The organism is Burkholderia sp. MSMB0856, assembly GCF_001524645.2.
In the GTDB taxonomy this organism is placed as follows: domain Bacteria; phylum Pseudomonadota; class Gammaproteobacteria; order Burkholderiales; family Burkholderiaceae; genus Burkholderia; species Burkholderia diffusa.
In genome coordinates this window covers 335,445-350,380 of the sequence record NZ_CP013427.1, presented here as the reverse complement: position 1 = coordinate 350,380, position 14,936 = coordinate 335,445, and the positions used below count along the sequence as shown (strand labels likewise).

General features: G+C 66.0%; 11 protein-coding genes. 1 reads left to right on the top strand and 10 read right to left on the bottom strand.

Going from position 1 to position 14,936, the window contains the following annotated elements; all coding sequences use genetic code 11:
* Nucleotides 1-75: 75 nt before the first annotated feature.
* Nucleotides 76-4,779: a glutamate synthase-related protein gene (locus WS87_RS02640; RefSeq protein ID WP_059820882.1), complete on the bottom strand. Its 4,704-nt coding sequence runs from the start codon at nt 4,777-4,779 to the stop codon at nt 76-78.
* 288 nt (nt 4,780-5,067) lie between these two features.
* The gene (locus WS87_RS02630) at nt 5,068-5,781 is read right to left on the bottom strand and encodes a transposase (protein WP_059467849.1); all 714 of its coding nucleotides are present in this window, start codon (nt 5,779-5,781) and stop codon (nt 5,068-5,070) included.
* 193 nt (nt 5,782-5,974) lie between these two features.
* On the opposite strand from WS87_RS02630, the gene WS87_RS02625 reads away from it, so the two are divergent.
* Nucleotides 5,975-6,706 (top strand): OmpW/AlkL family protein, encoded by a 732-nt coding sequence (locus tag WS87_RS02625; protein WP_059692376.1) that lies wholly within the window; start codon nt 5,975-5,977, stop codon nt 6,704-6,706.
* Between the two features lie 164 nt (nt 6,707-6,870).
* On the opposite strand, the gene ugpQ is transcribed toward WS87_RS02625, so the two are convergent.
* From ugpQ to WS87_RS02585, 8 genes are all read right to left on the bottom strand, one after another.
* Entirely contained in the window at nt 6,871-7,635 is a 765-nt protein-coding gene (gene ugpQ / locus WS87_RS02620) for a glycerophosphodiester phosphodiesterase (protein WP_059820881.1), read from the bottom strand.
* Between the two features lie 28 nt (nt 7,636-7,663).
* Complete coding sequence (locus WS87_RS02615) at nt 7,664-8,749, bottom strand: sn-glycerol-3-phosphate import ATP-binding protein UgpC (protein ID WP_059702559.1); 1,086 nt, start codon at nt 8,747-8,749, stop codon at nt 7,664-7,666.
* Nucleotides 8,750-8,781: 32 nt separating this feature from the next.
* Nucleotides 8,782-9,627 carry a sn-glycerol-3-phosphate ABC transporter permease UgpE gene (ugpE, locus tag WS87_RS02610; protein WP_059820880.1) on the bottom strand — a complete coding sequence of 282 codons (846 nt, stop codon included), beginning with the start codon at nt 9,625-9,627 and terminating at the stop codon, nt 8,782-8,784.
* Nucleotides 9,624-10,508 (bottom strand): sn-glycerol-3-phosphate ABC transporter permease UgpA, encoded by an 885-nt coding sequence (gene ugpA, locus WS87_RS02605; protein WP_057924841.1) that lies wholly within the window; start codon nt 10,506-10,508, stop codon nt 9,624-9,626. Before ugpA ends, ugpE begins: the two co-directional genes overlap by 4 nt.
* Nucleotides 10,509-10,607: 99 nt before the next feature.
* On the bottom strand, nt 10,608-11,942 hold the full coding sequence (gene ugpB, locus WS87_RS02600) for a sn-glycerol-3-phosphate ABC transporter substrate-binding protein UgpB (protein WP_059820879.1): 1,335 nt from the start codon (nt 11,940-11,942) through the stop codon (nt 10,608-10,610).
* A 90-nt stretch (nt 11,943-12,032) separates the two neighbouring features.
* Nucleotides 12,033-13,241: a deoxyguanosinetriphosphate triphosphohydrolase gene (locus WS87_RS02595; RefSeq protein WP_059820878.1), complete on the bottom strand. Its 1,209-nt coding sequence runs from the start codon at nt 13,239-13,241 to the stop codon at nt 12,033-12,035.
* 41 nt (nt 13,242-13,282) lie between these two features.
* Nucleotides 13,283-14,362, bottom strand: a complete 1,080-nt coding sequence (gene aroB, locus WS87_RS02590) for a 3-dehydroquinate synthase (RefSeq protein ID WP_059820877.1) — start codon at nt 14,360-14,362, stop codon at nt 13,283-13,285.
* Nucleotides 14,359-14,913 (bottom strand): shikimate kinase, encoded by a 555-nt coding sequence (locus WS87_RS02585; RefSeq protein WP_082750778.1) that lies wholly within the window; start codon nt 14,911-14,913, stop codon nt 14,359-14,361. Before WS87_RS02585 ends, aroB begins: the two co-directional genes overlap by 4 nt.
* Between the last annotated feature and the right edge of the window lie 23 nt (nt 14,914-14,936).

Sequence of the window (14,936 nt, the reverse complement as noted above, 5' to 3'; positions counted from 1 at the left end):
TCTGTTCGGTGTATCGGGTGGGGGAGCCGCGCGCGGCAATCATGCGCGCGCGGCATTCGCTATGTCGTTCGTCGCTCAGGCGGCCAGCACTTCCTTCGCCGCCTTCTTCGCACCGATCTCGCCCAGCGCGCGCTTGTATTCGTGCGGGAACACCTTCACGAACTGGCGGCGCGCCGCGTCCCAGTTTTCCAGCAGCGACTTCGCGCGCGGCGAACCCGTGAACTGGAAATGACGCTCGACGAGCCCCTTGAGCAACGCTTCGTCCGTCGTGCCCTCATGCCAGAGCGCGCGGTCGACCGTGCGCTCCTGCTCGGCCTGCTGCAGCACCGGCTCGAGCGCGACCATCGACTTGTTGCACTTCGCCGCGAACGTGCCTTCCGGATCGTAGATGTACGCGAGACCGCCCGACATGCCGGCCGCGAAGTTGCGCCCGGTTTCGCCGAGCACGACGACCGTGCCGCCCGTCATGTATTCGCAACCGTGGTCGCCCGTGCCTTCGACGACCGCCGTCGCGCCCGAGTTACGCACGCAGAAGCGCTCGCCCGCGACGCCGCGGAAGAACGATTCGCCTTCGATCGCGCCGTACATCACCGTGTTGCCGCAGATGATGTTTTCCTCGGACTTGCCGCGGAAGTCGTTGGTCGGACGGATGATGATCCGGCCGCCCGACAGGCCCTTGCCGACGTAGTCGTTGCCGTCGCCGACGAGGTCGAGCGTCACGCCCTTCGCGAGGAACGCGCCGAAACTCTGGCCGGCCGTGCCCTTCAGCTGGATGTGCACCGCGTCGTCGGCCAGGCCGTCGTGGCCGTGCTTCTTCGCGATCACGCCCGACAGCATCGCGCCGACCGTGCGGTTCACGTTGCGCACCGGCTGGATGAACGACACATGCTCGCCGTTCTCGATCGCGGCCTTCGCCTTCTCGATCAGCACGTGGTCGAGCGCACGCTCGAGGCCGTGATCCTGCACGTCGACGTGACGCGGCGCGACGTCCTCGCATTCTTCCGGCTGGTAGAACACGCGCGAGAAGTCGAGGCCCTTCGCCTTCCAGTGCTCGATGCCCTTGCGGGTGTCGAGCAGGTCGGCGCGGCCGATCAGGTCGTCGAACTTCGCGATGCCGAGCTGCGCCATGATCTCGCGCACTTCCTCGGCGACGAAGAAGAAGTAGTTCACGACGTGCTCGGGCTGGCCCTTGAACTTCGCACGCAGCACCGGATCCTGCGTCGCGACGCCGACCGGGCACGTGTTCAGGTGGCACTTGCGCATCATGATGCAGCCCTCGACGACGAGCGGCGCCGTCGCGAAGCCGAATTCGTCCGCGCCGAGCAGCGCGCCGATCACGACGTCGCGACCCGTCTTCATCTGGCCGTCGGCCTGCACGCGGATGCGGCCGCGCAGGCGGTTCAGCACCAGCGTCTGCTGCGTTTCGGCGAGGCCCAGTTCCCACGGCGTGCCCGCATGCTTGACCGACGACAGCGGCGATGCGCCCGTGCCGCCGTCATGGCCGGCGATCACGACGTGATCGGCCTTCGCCTTCGCGACACCAGCCGCGACCGTGCCGACGCCGACTTCCGACACCAGCTTCACCGAGATGCTCGAGCTCGGGTTCACGTTCTTCAGGTCGTGGATCAGCTGCGCCAGATCCTCGATCGAGTAGATGTCGTGGTGCGGCGGCGGCGAGATCAGGCCGACGCCCGGCACCGAGTAACGCAGCTTGCCGATGTATTCCGACACCTTGTGGCCCGGCAGCTGGCCGCCTTCGCCCGGCTTCGCGCCCTGCGCCATCTTGATCTGGATCTGGTCGGCCGATGCCAGGTACTCGGCGGTGACGCCGAAGCGGCCCGACGCGACCTGCTTGATCTTCGAGCGCAGCGAATCGCCGTCCTTCAGCGGAATGTCGCTGACGATCTCGTCGCCGATCACCGACTTCAGCGTCTCGCCCGACTTGATCGGAATGCCGCGCAGTTCGTTGCGGTAGCGCTTCTCGTCCTCGCCGCCTTCGCCGGTGTTCGACTTGCCGCCGATCCGGTTCATCGCGATCGCGAGCGTCGCGTGCGCTTCGGTGCTGATCGAACCGAGCGACATCGCGCCCGTCGCAAAGCGCTTGACGATGTCCTTCGCCGGCTCGACGTCGTCGATCGGGATGGCCTTGGTCGGCTCGACCTTGAACTCGAACAGGCCGCGGAACGTCATGTGACGCTTGGTCTGGTCGTTGATCAGGTGCGCGTATTCCTTGTACGTCTGGTACGAGTTGCTGCGCGTCGCGTGCTGGAGCTTCGCGATCGAGTCCGGCGTCCACATGTGGTCTTCGCCGCGCACGCGATAGGCGTACTCGCCACCCGCGTCGAGCATGTCGCGCAGGACCGGGTTGTCGCCGAACGCATCGCGGTGCAGGCGGATCGCTTCTTCCGCGACTTCGAACAGGCCGATGCCGCCGACCTTCGATGCCGTGCCCTTGAAGTACTTCTCGACGAGGTCGCTCGACAGGCCGAGTGCTTCGAAGATCTGCGCGCCCGTGTACGACATGTACGTCGAGATGCCCATCTTCGACATCACCTTCTGCAGGCCCTTGCCGACCGCCTTCGTGAAGTTGTAGACGGCCTTCTCCGGCGACAGGTCGCCCGGCAGGCCTTCCGCCATCTTCGCGAGCGTTTCCATCGCGAGGTACGGGTGCACTGCTTCCGCGCCGTAGCCCGCGAGCAGCGCGAAGTGGTGCGTCTCACGCGCCGAGCCCGTCTCGACGACGAGGCCCGTGCTCGTACGCAGCCCTTGCTGGACGAGGTGCGTGTGGATCGCGGACGTGGCGAGCAGCGCCGGAATCGCGACGTGCTCGGCGTCCGTCTTGCGGTCCGACACGATCAGCATGTTGTAGCCCGACTTGACCGCGTCGACGGCTTCCGCGCACAGCGACGCGAGGCGTGCCTCGATGCCTTCCTTGCCCCATGCGACCGGATAGCAGATGTTCAGTTCGTATGCGCTGAACTTGCCGCCCGTGTACTGGTCGATCGCGCGGATCTTCGCGATGTCCTTGAAGTCGAGCACCGGCTGCGACACTTCGAGACGCATCGGCGGGTTGATGTTGTTCGTGTCGAGCAGGTTCGGCTTCGGGCCGATGAACGACACGAGCGACATGACCATGTTCTCTCGGATCGGGTCGATCGGCGGGTTCGTGACCTGCGCGAACAGCTGCTTGAAGTAGTGGTAGAGCGTCTTGTTCTTGTTCGACATCACCGCGAGCGGCGAGTCGTTGCCCATCGAGCCGACGGCTTCCTCGCCCTGCTGCGCCATCGGCGCCATCAGGAACTTGAGGTCTTCCTGCGTGTAGCCGAACGCCTGCTGGCGATCGAGCAGCGCCGCGCCCTGCGTGCGGCCGGCCGCGACGTCCTCGGCCTTCGGCTCGATCTCGTCGAGCTTGATGCGCACGGCGTCGATCCAGCTCTTGTACGGCTTCGCGTTCGCGAGGTTGTCCTTGAGTTCCTTGTCGTCGATGATGCGGCCGTGTTCCATGTCGATCAGGAACATCTTGCCCGGCTGCAGGCGCCACTTCTTGACGATCTTCGATTCGGGGATCGGCAGCGTGCCGGCTTCCGACGCCATGATGACGAGGTCGTCGTCGGTCACGATGTAGCGCGCCGGGCGCAGGCCGTTACGGTCGAGCGTCGCGCCGATCTGGCGGCCGTCCGTGAACGCGATCGCGGCGGGGCCATCCCACGGCTCCATCATCGCGGCGTGGTATTCGTAGAACGCGCGGCGGTTCTCGTCCATCAGCGTGTGCTGTTCCCAGGCTTCCGGGATCATCATCATCACCGCGTGCACGAGCGGGTAGCCGGCCATCACCAGCAGTTCGAGACAGTTGTCGAACGACGCGGTGTCCGACTGGCCCGGGTAGATCAGCGGCCACAGCTTCGGAAGATCGTCGGCGAGCACGTGCGACGCGATCGCGCCGGTACGCGCGTTCAGCCAGTTCACGTTGCCCTTCACGGTGTTGATCTCGCCGTTGTGCGCGATCATCCGGTACGGGTGAGCCAGTTCCCATGCCGGGAACGTGTTGGTCGAGAAGCGCTGGTGCACGAGCGCGAGCGCCGACACGACGCGCTCGTCCTGCAGGTCGCGGTAGTACACGCCGACCTGGCCCGCCAGCAGCAGCCCCTTGTAGACGATCGTGCGCGCCGACATCGACGGCACGAAGTATTCCTTGCCGTGCTTGAGCTTCAGCGCCTGGATGCGGTGGCTCGCGGTCTTGCGGATCACGTACAGCTTCCGCTCGAGCGCGTCCGTCACCATGATGTCCTTGCCGCGGCCGATGAAGATCTGACGGATCAGCGGCTCGCTCGCCTTGACGGTCGGCGAGATCGGCATCGCATGGTCGACCGGCACGTCGCGCCAGCCGAGCACGACCTGACCCTCTGCCCGCACCGTCCGCTCGAGCTCCTGCTCGCACGCGAGACGCGACGCGTTTTCCTTCGGCAGGAAGATCATCCCGACCCCATATTCGCCGGCCGGCGGCAGCGTCACGCCCTGCTTCGACATTTCCTCGCGATAGAACGCGTCCGGAATCTGGATCAGGATGCCGGCGCCGTCGCCCATCAGCGGATCGGCACCGACCGCGCCGCGGTGATCGAGGTTCTCCAGGATCTTCAGACCCTGCTGAATGATCTCGTGGCTCTTCTTGCCCTTGATGTGAGCGACGAAGCCGACGCCGCAGGCGTCGTGTTCGTTTTGCGGGTCGTACAGACCTTGTGCGGCGGGCACCGCGGCGAGCGGCTGCTGGTGGTCGTTCATGGGGACACCGTCGTAAAGGGGCCGCGAGGGCCGTTGAACCATTTTTTGTTGCCGTCGATCCCGCTCCCGACGGGAGACGGCACGGCCGACAGTGGTTGGGCGAGCTTCACCCGGGCCACCGGAATTCGGAATATACGCGACGAATCAAAGGAATAGCAACAAAAACCGCATGATCGAACCCCAATTAAACACATGCTCTGATCTGGTGCTGTTTTATTGGGGCCGTATCATTTTGGTGCAAAAAGAAGCGGCGCCCGCAGCGCCGCCTCGTGATCCGCCTTTCCCGCGTTACTGCTGGATCGGCGGGGTATTTTCACGCACCTTTCTGGGGCGTCCGCGCGGCAGCGGCGACACGCGGCGGTTCGCGGTGCGCGCCGCCCACTCGCGGTAGTTCTCGCCGCCGAGCACCCAGCCCTTCAGCGTCGCTTGCTGGAGCTGGTCGGCCTGCCGCTCGTCGAGCGGCTGCTCGCAGAGCTCCTTGTACGCACGCTGACGATCGAATGGCGTGTTGCCGAGTGCCCAGTAGAGCGGATGGTCGGTGATCAGGCTGTCGACGGTGAGCCCGACGTGGTGCCGATAGCTCGACCAGCGATAGGCGTCGGCCGTCGCGACCAGCTGCGAGCGCACCGGGCTCATCTCGACCACGCGGCTCGCGAGCAGGAAATAGCGCTCGCCTTCGATCACGGTCGCGCGATAGCGGCCTTCCCACAAAGTGCCGCGACGCGAATAACGTCGGTTGAAATGCGCGACGTAGCGGCGACCGACCGCCTGCATCGCCTTCGGCAGGCTTGCCTCGTCGCTCGGCGTCACGAGGAGCTGCACCTGACGCGGAAGCAGCACGTAGGCATGCACCGAAAGATGATGATCGCGTGCCGCGGCCTTCAGGCAATCGATGAAGAGTTCGTAGTCCTGGTCGTCGACGAACGCGGGTTGCTGATCCAGGCCGCGCAGTATCACGTGCTGCGGCTGGTCGGGAACGTAGAGTCGTGCTAACCGTGCCATGCTGAATGTCCGTTTGAACGCGTTAGGAAATACCCGAAGGTCCGAAATTGCGCACCTGCGTAGAATGCCAATCCCGGCGGGGCGCGGAAGCGTACGGTCGTACTAATCCTAGGGTGAAAACTCTAACTTACGAGCTTGTTTGGTTTTAAACGCAGTCGTCATAATGAGCACGCCTTAGATCGGAGGAGACACAATGAAACGAAAACTGGCCATTACGGGGGCTGCAGCGCTCGCATTCACGTTTGCGAGCGGTGCGGCACAAGCACAATCCGCAGGTGATTTCTACGTCAGCACCGGCTGGTTCCACCTGTCGCCGCAGGACAGCAGCGATCCGCTGTTCCTGTACCGCGTCGGCGGCACGCCCATCAACCAATCGATTCCCAACACCGGCGCCGGCATCAACGACGCCGATACGCTTGGGCTCGCCGCTGGCTACTTCGTCACCGACCACATCTCCACCGAGCTCGTCATGGGGATACCGCCGAAGTTCGACATTACCGGCAAGGGTCAGTTCGAAAAGTTCGGCGTACTCGGCCGTGCGTACCAGTGGAGCCCCGCCGTCCTGCTTCGCTATCACTTCAACGACGCCAACGCGAAGTTCCGTCCGTATCTCGGCGTCGGCGCGACGTATGTCTGGTTCACCGGCGCAAAGATCACGAACAGCAGCTTCGAGAACGGTGTGCTCGGCGGCCCGACCAGCGCCACGACCAGCAACCAGTGGGCGCCCGTGCTCAACGCCGGCTTCACGTACAACTTCACGAAGCACTGGTTCGGGGGCCTGTCGATCTCGTACATCCCGGTCAGCGTGACCGCGACCTTCACGACCGCCCGCCGGACGCCGGTCGGCACCCTGACCGAAACGTCGAAAGCGAAGATCTCGCTCAACCCGATCGTCACGTACCTGAACGTCGGCTACCGCTTCTAAGCGTAGTCGAATATTTGGGGAATGGTTAATCCTGCTGCAATTTGTAGCGGATTTTTCGTGACGTAACGTCTCCTCGACGCAAAACGCCCCGGCGGAAATCCCGCCGGGGCGTCGTTTTTTTGTCTCAGGGTTTTCCCGCATTCATCATCGCGCGGGACCGCTCGCTACGTGATGTCGTCCAGTGCATCGGGGCCGATCAGGTCGATGCGGTCCGTGCAGACCGCTTCGACGCCCCAGCGCACGAGTTCGCGCGCCCGGGCGAGGTCGTTGACCGTGTAGACCAGGATGCGCAGCCCGGCCGCCTTGATCGCGCGCACGAGCGGTTCGTCGAGCGTCTTGTGGTTCGCGTGCAACGATACGCAGCCGAGCGCGCCGACGACCTGCGCGTGCCAGTCGTCCGGCACCGCCTCGTACAGCATCCCGCGCGGCAGCGCCGGTGCGCTTGCGCGCGCCTGTTGCAGCGCGTCGAACGAGAACGACGACAGCAGCGGCGGCACGGCGGCGCCGTGCCAGTACGCGGCCGCATCGGCCGCCACCCGCTGCCCGGTGTCGCGCTCGCGGCCCGGGCACGGCTTGATCTCGACGTTCGCCGCCAGCCCGTGCGCGATGCAGCGCGCCGCCGCCGCCTCGAGCGTCGGCATCCGCTCGCCCGCGAAACGCGCGTCGAACCAGGCGCCGGCGTCGAGCGCGGCCAGCGCCGCGTAGCGCATGCCCGCTGCCGGCCCGCTGCCGTTCGACGTGCGGTCGACCGTGTCGTCGTGCAGCAGGAAGCTCACGTCGTCGGCGGACAGCTTCGCGTCGAACTCGACCATCCGGTGACCGCGCCGCGCACCTTCGTCGAACGCGGCGAGCGTGTTCTCCGGCGCGAGCGTGCCGCCGCCGCGATGGGCGACGACGCGCGGATATGGCCAGTCGGAACGGAAAGTCATCGTGCGCCTCCCAGCGGGTGCGTCAGGGTCAGCCGGCACGCTTGCCGGTCTCGGGATCGAAGAAGTGCAGCCGATGCGCGGGCAGCGCGGCGGCCAGCGCCGTGCCGCGCGCGGGACGATCCGCGTGCGGCAGGCGCACCGCGACGTCGTGGTTGCCCCAGCGTCCGTGCGCGAGGTTGTCCGCGCCGAGCAGCTCGCACGAGTCGACCGGCAGCGTCGCCTGCGCGACACCCGGCTGCGGCGTCATGTGCTCCGGCCGCACGCCGAGCACCCAGTCGCGCCCCGGGGCGATCGCGGTGCCGATGCCGGGCGCGCCGGCAACCGGCAGCGCCGGGCCGCCGCCCGCGACCGTGAACGTCGCGCCATCCTCGGACAGCCGGCCGTGCATCAGGTTCATCGCCGGCGAGCCGATGAAGCCCGCGACGAACACCGTCGCCGGCTTCTCGTACACGTCGACCGGCGCGCCGATCTGCTCCGCATAACCGCGGTTCATCACGATCACGCGCTGCGCGAGCGTCATCGCCTCGATCTGGTCGTGCGTCACGTACACGCTCGTCGTCGCGAGCCGCGCATGCAGCCGCTGGATCTCCAGCCGCATCTGCACGCGCAGCTTCGCGTCGAGGTTCGACAACGGCTCGTCGAACAGGAACACCGACGGCTCGCGCACGATCGCGCGCCCCATCGCCACGCGCTGCCGCTGGCCGCCCGACAGCTCGCGCGGCCGCCGCGCGAGCAGCGGCTCGAGTTCGAGGATCTTCGCGGCCGCGGCCACCCGCGCGTCGATCGTCGCGCGCTCGATGCCGCGGATCTTCAGCCCGTAGCCCATGTTCTGCGCGACCGTCATGTGCGGATACAGCGCGTAATTCTGGAACACCATCGCGATGTCGCGATCCTTCGGCTCCAGCGCGTTGACCACGCGCTCGCCGATCGCGATCTCGCCGTCCGTCACCGTCTCGAGCCCCGCGATCATCCGCAGCAGCGTCGACTTGCCGCAGCCCGACGGGCCAACCAGCACGATGAATTCGCCGTCGGCGATCTCCACGTCGATGCCATGCAGCACATGCTGCTTGCCGTCGTAGGATTTCCTGACGCCCTTCAAGCTCAGCGCAGCCATACCTGGTCCTTCTCCCGGTTACCGTCCGTGGTTCATTTCTCGGAATCGACGAGGCCGCGCACGAACCAGCGCTGCATCGCCAGCACGACGACGAGCGGCGGAATCATCGCCAGCAGCGTCGCCGCCATTACGTATTGCCACTCGGTCGCGGCGTCGCCGCTCGCGATCATCGTCTTGATGCCCACCACCGCCGTCGACAGCGACGCCTCCGTCGTGATCAGGATCGGCCACAGATACTGGTTCCAGCCGTAGATGAACGTGATCACGAACAGCGCCGCGATGCTCGTCTTCGACAGCGGCAGCACCACGTCCCAGAAAAAGCGCAGCGGCCCCGCGCCGTCGATGCGCGCGGCGTCCATCAGCTCGTCGGGCAGCGTCATGAAGAACTGGCGGAACAGGAACGTCGCGGTCGCCGACGCGATCAGTGGCAGCGAAAGCCCCGCGTATGTGTTCGTCAGGTGCAGCGTCGACACGACCTGCACGGTCGGGAAGATCCGCACCTCGACCGGCAGCATCAGCGTGATGAAGATCAGCCAGAACGCGGTGTTGCGGAACGGAAAGCGGAAATAGACGATCGCGTACGCGGACAGGATCGACACCGCGATCTTGCCGACCGCGATCCCGAGCGCCATCACGAGGCTGTTGACGAGCAGCCGGCCGAACGGCGCCGTCGTGCCGCCGCTGCCGTGCCCCCAGATGTAAGCGATGTTCTCCAGCAGGTGCGTGCTCGGCACCAGCGACAGCGGGATCGTGAACACTTCCTGCGCGTTCATCGTCGCCGCGCAGAACGCGACGTACACCGGAAACACGATCAGCACGACGCCCGCGATCAAGACCGCGTGGCAGAACAGGTCGAAGCCCTTGCGATTTTCGATCATGCGTATTGCACCCTGCGTTCGACGAAGCGGAACTGGATCACCGTCAGGCCGACGACGATGATCATCAGCACGACCGACTGCGCGCCCGAACTGCCGATGTCGAGGCCCTGGAAGCCCTCCGTGAAGATCTTGTAGATCAGCGTTTTCGTGCTTTGCGCGGGGCCGCCGGCGGTGGCCGCGTCGATCACCGGGAACGTGTCGAAGAACGCGTAGACGAGGTTCACGACCAGCAGGAAGAAGCTCGTCGGCGACAGCAGCGGAAGCACGATGTTGAAGAAGCGCCGCACCGGCCCGGCACCGTCGATCGCCGCCGCCTCGATCAGCGAGCGCGGGATCGCCTGCAGCCCCGCGTAGAAGAACAGGAAGTTGTAGCTCACCTGCTTCCACACCGACGCGAGCACGACGAGGAACATCGCCTGGCCGCCGTTCAGCGCGTGATTCCACACGATGCCGCCCTTCGCGAGCGCATAGGTGACGAGCCCGATGCTCGGGTTGAACAGGAACGCCCACAGCACGGCCGCGATCGTCGGCGCGACCGCGTACGGCCAGATCAGCAGCGTGCGGTACACGCGCGCGCCGCGGATCACGCGGTCGGCGCACGCGGCGAGCAACAGCGACACGACGAGCCCGCTCACAGTGACGAGCGAGCTGAACACCAGCGTCGTGCGGAACGAGTCGAGGTACAGCGGATCGGCGAACAGGTGCGTGAAGTTCGCGAAGCCGACGAATTCACTCGACGTGCCGAATGCATCCTGCATCTGCGTCGACTGCCACAGCGCGACGCCGGCCGGCCACAGGAAGAATACGGCGGTGATCGCGAGCTGCGGCGCGATGAGCAGGTACGGCAGCAGGCTCGCGCCGAAACGGGAACGGGATTGCATCGCGGGCATCCGGTCAGGCGAAACGGGAAAGGAACCGCGCCGCCGGCCGCCCGCTCGCATATGCGACGCGGAGGCCGGCGGCACGAACGCGACGCGGGATCAGCCGCCCGACTTCTCGAAGCGGCGCAGCAGCTCGTCGCCGCGCGAGGCCGCCGAATCGAGCGCGTCCTTCGGCGACTTCTTCTGCGCCCAGACCTGCTCCAGTTCCTCGTCGACGACCGTGCGGATCTGCGGCATGTTGCCGAGACGCAGCCCCTTCGTGTAAGGCAGCGGCGGCTTGTTCATCATCTGCTTGATCGCGGTTTCCGCGCTCGGGTTCTTCGCATAGAAGCCCTGCTGGCGCGTGAGGTCGTACGCGGCCGTCGTGACCGGCAGGTAGCCCGTTTCCTGGTGCCACTTCGCGGCGATCGGCGGCGAGGCCAGGAACGCGAGGAATTTCGCGACGCCCTTGTAGGTCGCCGGATCCTTGCCGCCCAGCACCCACAGGCTCGCGCCGCCGATGATCGCGTTCTGCGGCGCGCCCTTCACGTTCGCGTCGTACGGCATCATGCCGGTGCCGTAGCTGAACTTCGCGAACTTCTGCACGTTCGCGAGCGCGCCCGACGACGTCGTCAGGATCCCGCAGTCGCCGCTGTAGAACTTCGCGGACGCTTCGTCCTTGCGGCCCGCATACGTGAACGTGCCGTCCTTCTGCATCTGCTGCAGGAACGCGATGTGCGCGATCTGCTGCGGCTTGTTGAATTCGAGCGCCGCATCGGTGCCGTCGAAGCCGTTGTTGCGGCTCGCGAACGGCAGCGCATGCCACGCGCTGTAGTTCTCGAGCTGGATCCAGCCTTGCCAGCCGGTCGTGAAGCCGCACGTCATCCCGGACTTGCGCAGCTTCTCCGCGGCGGCCTGCACGTCGGCCCACGTCTTCGGCGGCTGGTTCGGATCGAGCCCGGCCTTCTTGAACGCATCCTTGTTGTAGTACAGCACCGGCGTCGAGCTGTTGAACGGCATCGACACGAGATGGCCCGTCTTCGCATCGCTGTAGTAGCTCGCGATGGTCGGCACGAACGCCTTTTCGTCGAGCGGCACGCCGGCCTGCTTGAACACGTCGTACACCGGCACGACGGCCTTCTTCGCCTGCATCATCGTCGCGGTGCCGACTTCGTAGACCTGAAGGATCGCCGGCGCGTTGCCGCTGCGATAGGCGGCGATGCCCGCCGCGAGTGCCTGATCGTAAGTGCCCTTGAAGACCGGCACGATCTTGTAGTCGCTCTGCGATGCGTTGAACTGCGTGGCGAGTTCATTCACGCGCTCGCCCAGCGCCGACTCCATCGCATGCCAGAACTGGATCTCCGTCACGGCGAACGCCGCATGCTGCACACCGAACATCAACGCGCCGCCCAGCGCGATCGAGCGAATCATGGTCCCCGCGGGCTTCTTCTTCATCGACCTCTCTCCTATGAAAACGTTACCAACAGCGTGTGCAACATTCCCGTCGCCATTGAACCGGCGAAGTCTAGTGATCGTTTGTGACAGTCAGTTGTCGTTGACGACGAACAGGCGCTGATATTCCTTCAGCGCGAAGCGGTCGGTCATGCCGGCGATGTAGTGCGCGACGAGGCGCGGCTGGTGCGCGTCGTCGTCCGACTGGTAAGGCGGCGGCAGCAGGCGCGGATCGTCGATGAACGCGTCGAACAGCCCGGTGACGACGCGCTGCGCCTTGTTCGCCATGCGCATCACCTTGTAGTGGCGATACAGGTTCTTGAACAGGAAACGCTTGAGGGCGGCCGCCTGCGCAGCGATCGCCTCGCTGTGCGCGACGAGCTGCGGCGCGGCGCGCACGTCGTCGAGCGACGCGGGCGCGACGCGCGCGAGATTGCGCGTGGTCTCGTTGATCAGGTCGACGATCAGCGTGTTGATGATGCGGCGCACCGTCTCGTGGACGAGGCGGCGGCCTTCCAGATGCGGGAATTCGGCGAGCGCGGCGTCGTAGTGGCGCTGCCACAGCTCGACTTCGGCGAGCTGCTCGATCGTGATCAGGCCGGAGCGCAGGCCGTCGTCGACGTCGTGGTTGTTGTACGCGATTTCGTCCGCGATGTTCGCGAGCTGCGCTTCCAGCGACGGCTGGCGCCCTTGCAGAAAGCGCTCGCCGAGCGCGCCGAGCTTGCGCGCGTTCTCGCGCGAGCAGTGCTTGAGGATGCCTTCGCGCGTCTCGAAGCACAGGTTCAGGCCGTTGAACGCGCCGTAATGCTCCTCGAGTTCATCGACCACGGCCAGGCTCTGCAGGTTGTGCTCGAAGCCGCCGTGCTCGCGCATGCACGCGTTCAGCGCATCCTGCCCGGCATGGCCGAACGGCGTATGGCCGAGATCGTGCGCGAGCGAGATCGCTTCGACGAGATCCTCGTTGAGCCGCAGGTTGCGCGCGACCGAACGCGCGATCTGCGCGACTTCGAGGCTGTGCGTGAGGCGGGTACGGAACAGGTCGCCTTCGTGATTGACGAAGACCTGCGTCTTGTATTCGAGCCGGCGGAACGCGGTGGAATGAACGATGCGGTCGCGGTCGCGCTGGAATTCGGTGCGCGCCGCCGGCGGGGTTTCGTGATGGCGGCGGCCGCGCGACTGCGACGCGTGGGCGGCATACGGAGCGAGATGGGCTTCCAGCGCCGCCAGCGTCGGCGGCTCGGCCGGCGCCGCGACGGATGCGCGGCCGGCTTTGGACGGTTTGCTGCTGGATGTCTCGCTCACGTCTCCTCCATGTCAGGGGCGCCGGGGCATCCGGGGCGCCGTTACCGGGTCGTCTGCGCCAGCGTGGCGAACACGGCTTCGTCGGGTGCCTGGGTGATCAGCGTATCGCCGAATCGCTTCAGCAGGATGAACTTGATCGCACCGGCTTCGGCCTTCTTGTCGACGCGCATCAGATCCATGTAGCGCGCATTGCCGAGCGCCGGCCCGCGGACCGGCAGGTGCGCGGCGGCGATCACCGCATCGAGCCGCTGCCGCGACGCTTCGTCGAGGAGGCCGAGCCGCACCGACAGGTCGCCCGCCATCACCATCCCGCAGCCGACCGCTTCACCGTGCAGCCACTCGCCGTAGCCGAGCCCGGCCTCGATCGCATGGCCGAACGTATGGCCGAAATTCAGGATCGCGCGCAGCCCGCCTTCGCGTTCGTCGGCCGCGACCACGCTCGCCTTGATCTCGCACGAGCGCTTCACCGCATGCGCGAGCGCGGCGGGCTCGCGGCGGTTCAGCGCATCGACGTTCGCCTCGATCCAGTCGAAGAATGCCGCATCGGCGATCGCGCCCGTCTTGATGACCTCGGCTACACCGGCCGCCAGCTCGCGATCGGGCAGCGTGGTCAGCGCGCCGATATCGGCGATCACGGCCTGCGGCTGGTAGAACGCGCCGATCATGTTCTTGCCGAGCGGGTGGTTGATGCCCGTCTTGCCGCCGACCGACGAATCGACCTGCGACAGCAGCGTCGTCGGCACCTGGATGAACGGCACGCCGCGCATGTAGCACGCGGCGGCGAAGCCGGTCATGTCGCCGATCACGCCGCCGCCGAGTGCGACGAGCGTCGTCTTGCGGTCGGCGCGCTCGGTCAGCAGGCCGTCGAAGATCAGGTTCAGCGTTTCCCAGTTCTTGTAGGCTTCGCCGTCCGGCAGCACGACCGTCGAGACGCGCTTGCCGAGCGGCGCGAGCGCCGCGCGCAGCGCGTCGCCGTAGAGCGGATCGACCGTCGTGTTCGTGACGATCGTGACCGACGAACCGGTGATGTGAGGAGCGAACAGCTCGGTGCGGCCGATCAGGCCGGCACCAATGTGAATCGGGTAGGCGCGGTCGCCCAGATCGACGTTGACGGTAATCATGCTTGTAGCGGCTTGGCGACGACGCCTGCCAGTTCGAGTTGCATCAGCACCATGTTGACGAGGCCGTTGACCGACGGACGGCCGGTCTCGATGATGAAGTCCGCGCATTCGCGGTACAGCGGGTCGCGGACTTCGTAGAGCGCTTCGAGACGCGCCTTCGGATCGTCGGTCTGCAACAGCGGGCGGTTCTTGTCCTTGCGCGTGCGCAGCCACAGATCGTGCGGATTGGCGCGCAGATAGATGACGATGCCGTTGCCTTTCAGGCAATCGCGATTTTCGGGGCGCAGCACCGCGCCGCCGCCCGTCGCGAGCACGATGTTCTCGCGCTGCGTCAAATCGGCGATCACCTGCGATTCGCGATCGCGAAACCCGGCCTCGCCCTCCATCTCGAAGATCACCGGAATGCGCGCACCCGTGCGGGCCTCGATTTCGTGGTCGGAGTCGAAGAACGTCCTGTCGAGCCGGCGCGCGACCGCACGGCCCACGGTGGTCTTACCCGCTCCCATAAGGCCGACGAAAAATACGTTTGCGTGTGGGTCCCGCGCTTGCAACGGCTTCCTCTGCTTGAATCTTG

What these genes read in the sequence shown, in the direction of transcription:
- ugpQ (WP_059820881.1), bottom strand. Translation starts at nt 7,635, where the DNA reads ATGACTTTCCGTTCCGACTGGCCATATCCGCGCGTCGTCGCCCATCGC.
- aroB (WP_059820877.1), bottom strand. Translation starts at nt 14,362, where the DNA reads ATGATTACCGTCAACGTCGATCTGGGCGACCGCGCCTACCCGATTCAC.
- WS87_RS02630 (WP_059467849.1), bottom strand. Translation starts at nt 5,781, where the DNA reads ATGGCACGGTTAGCACGACTCTACGTTCCCGACCAGCCGCAGCACGTG.
- ugpE (WP_059820880.1), bottom strand. Translation starts at nt 9,627, where the DNA reads ATGATCGAAAATCGCAAGGGCTTCGACCTGTTCTGCCACGCGGTCTTG.
- ugpA (WP_057924841.1), bottom strand. Translation starts at nt 10,508, where the DNA reads ATGCAATCCCGTTCCCGTTTCGGCGCGAGCCTGCTGCCGTACCTGCTC.
- WS87_RS02615 (WP_059702559.1), bottom strand. Translation starts at nt 8,749, where the DNA reads ATGGCTGCGCTGAGCTTGAAGGGCGTCAGGAAATCCTACGACGGCAAG.
- WS87_RS02625 (WP_059692376.1), top strand. Translation starts at nt 5,975, where the DNA reads ATGAAACGAAAACTGGCCATTACGGGGGCTGCAGCGCTCGCATTCACG.
- ugpB (WP_059820879.1), bottom strand. Translation starts at nt 11,942, where the DNA reads ATGAAGAAGAAGCCCGCGGGGACCATGATTCGCTCGATCGCGCTGGGC.
- WS87_RS02640 (WP_059820882.1), bottom strand. Translation starts at nt 4,779, where the DNA reads ATGAACGACCACCAGCAGCCGCTCGCCGCGGTGCCCGCCGCACAAGGT.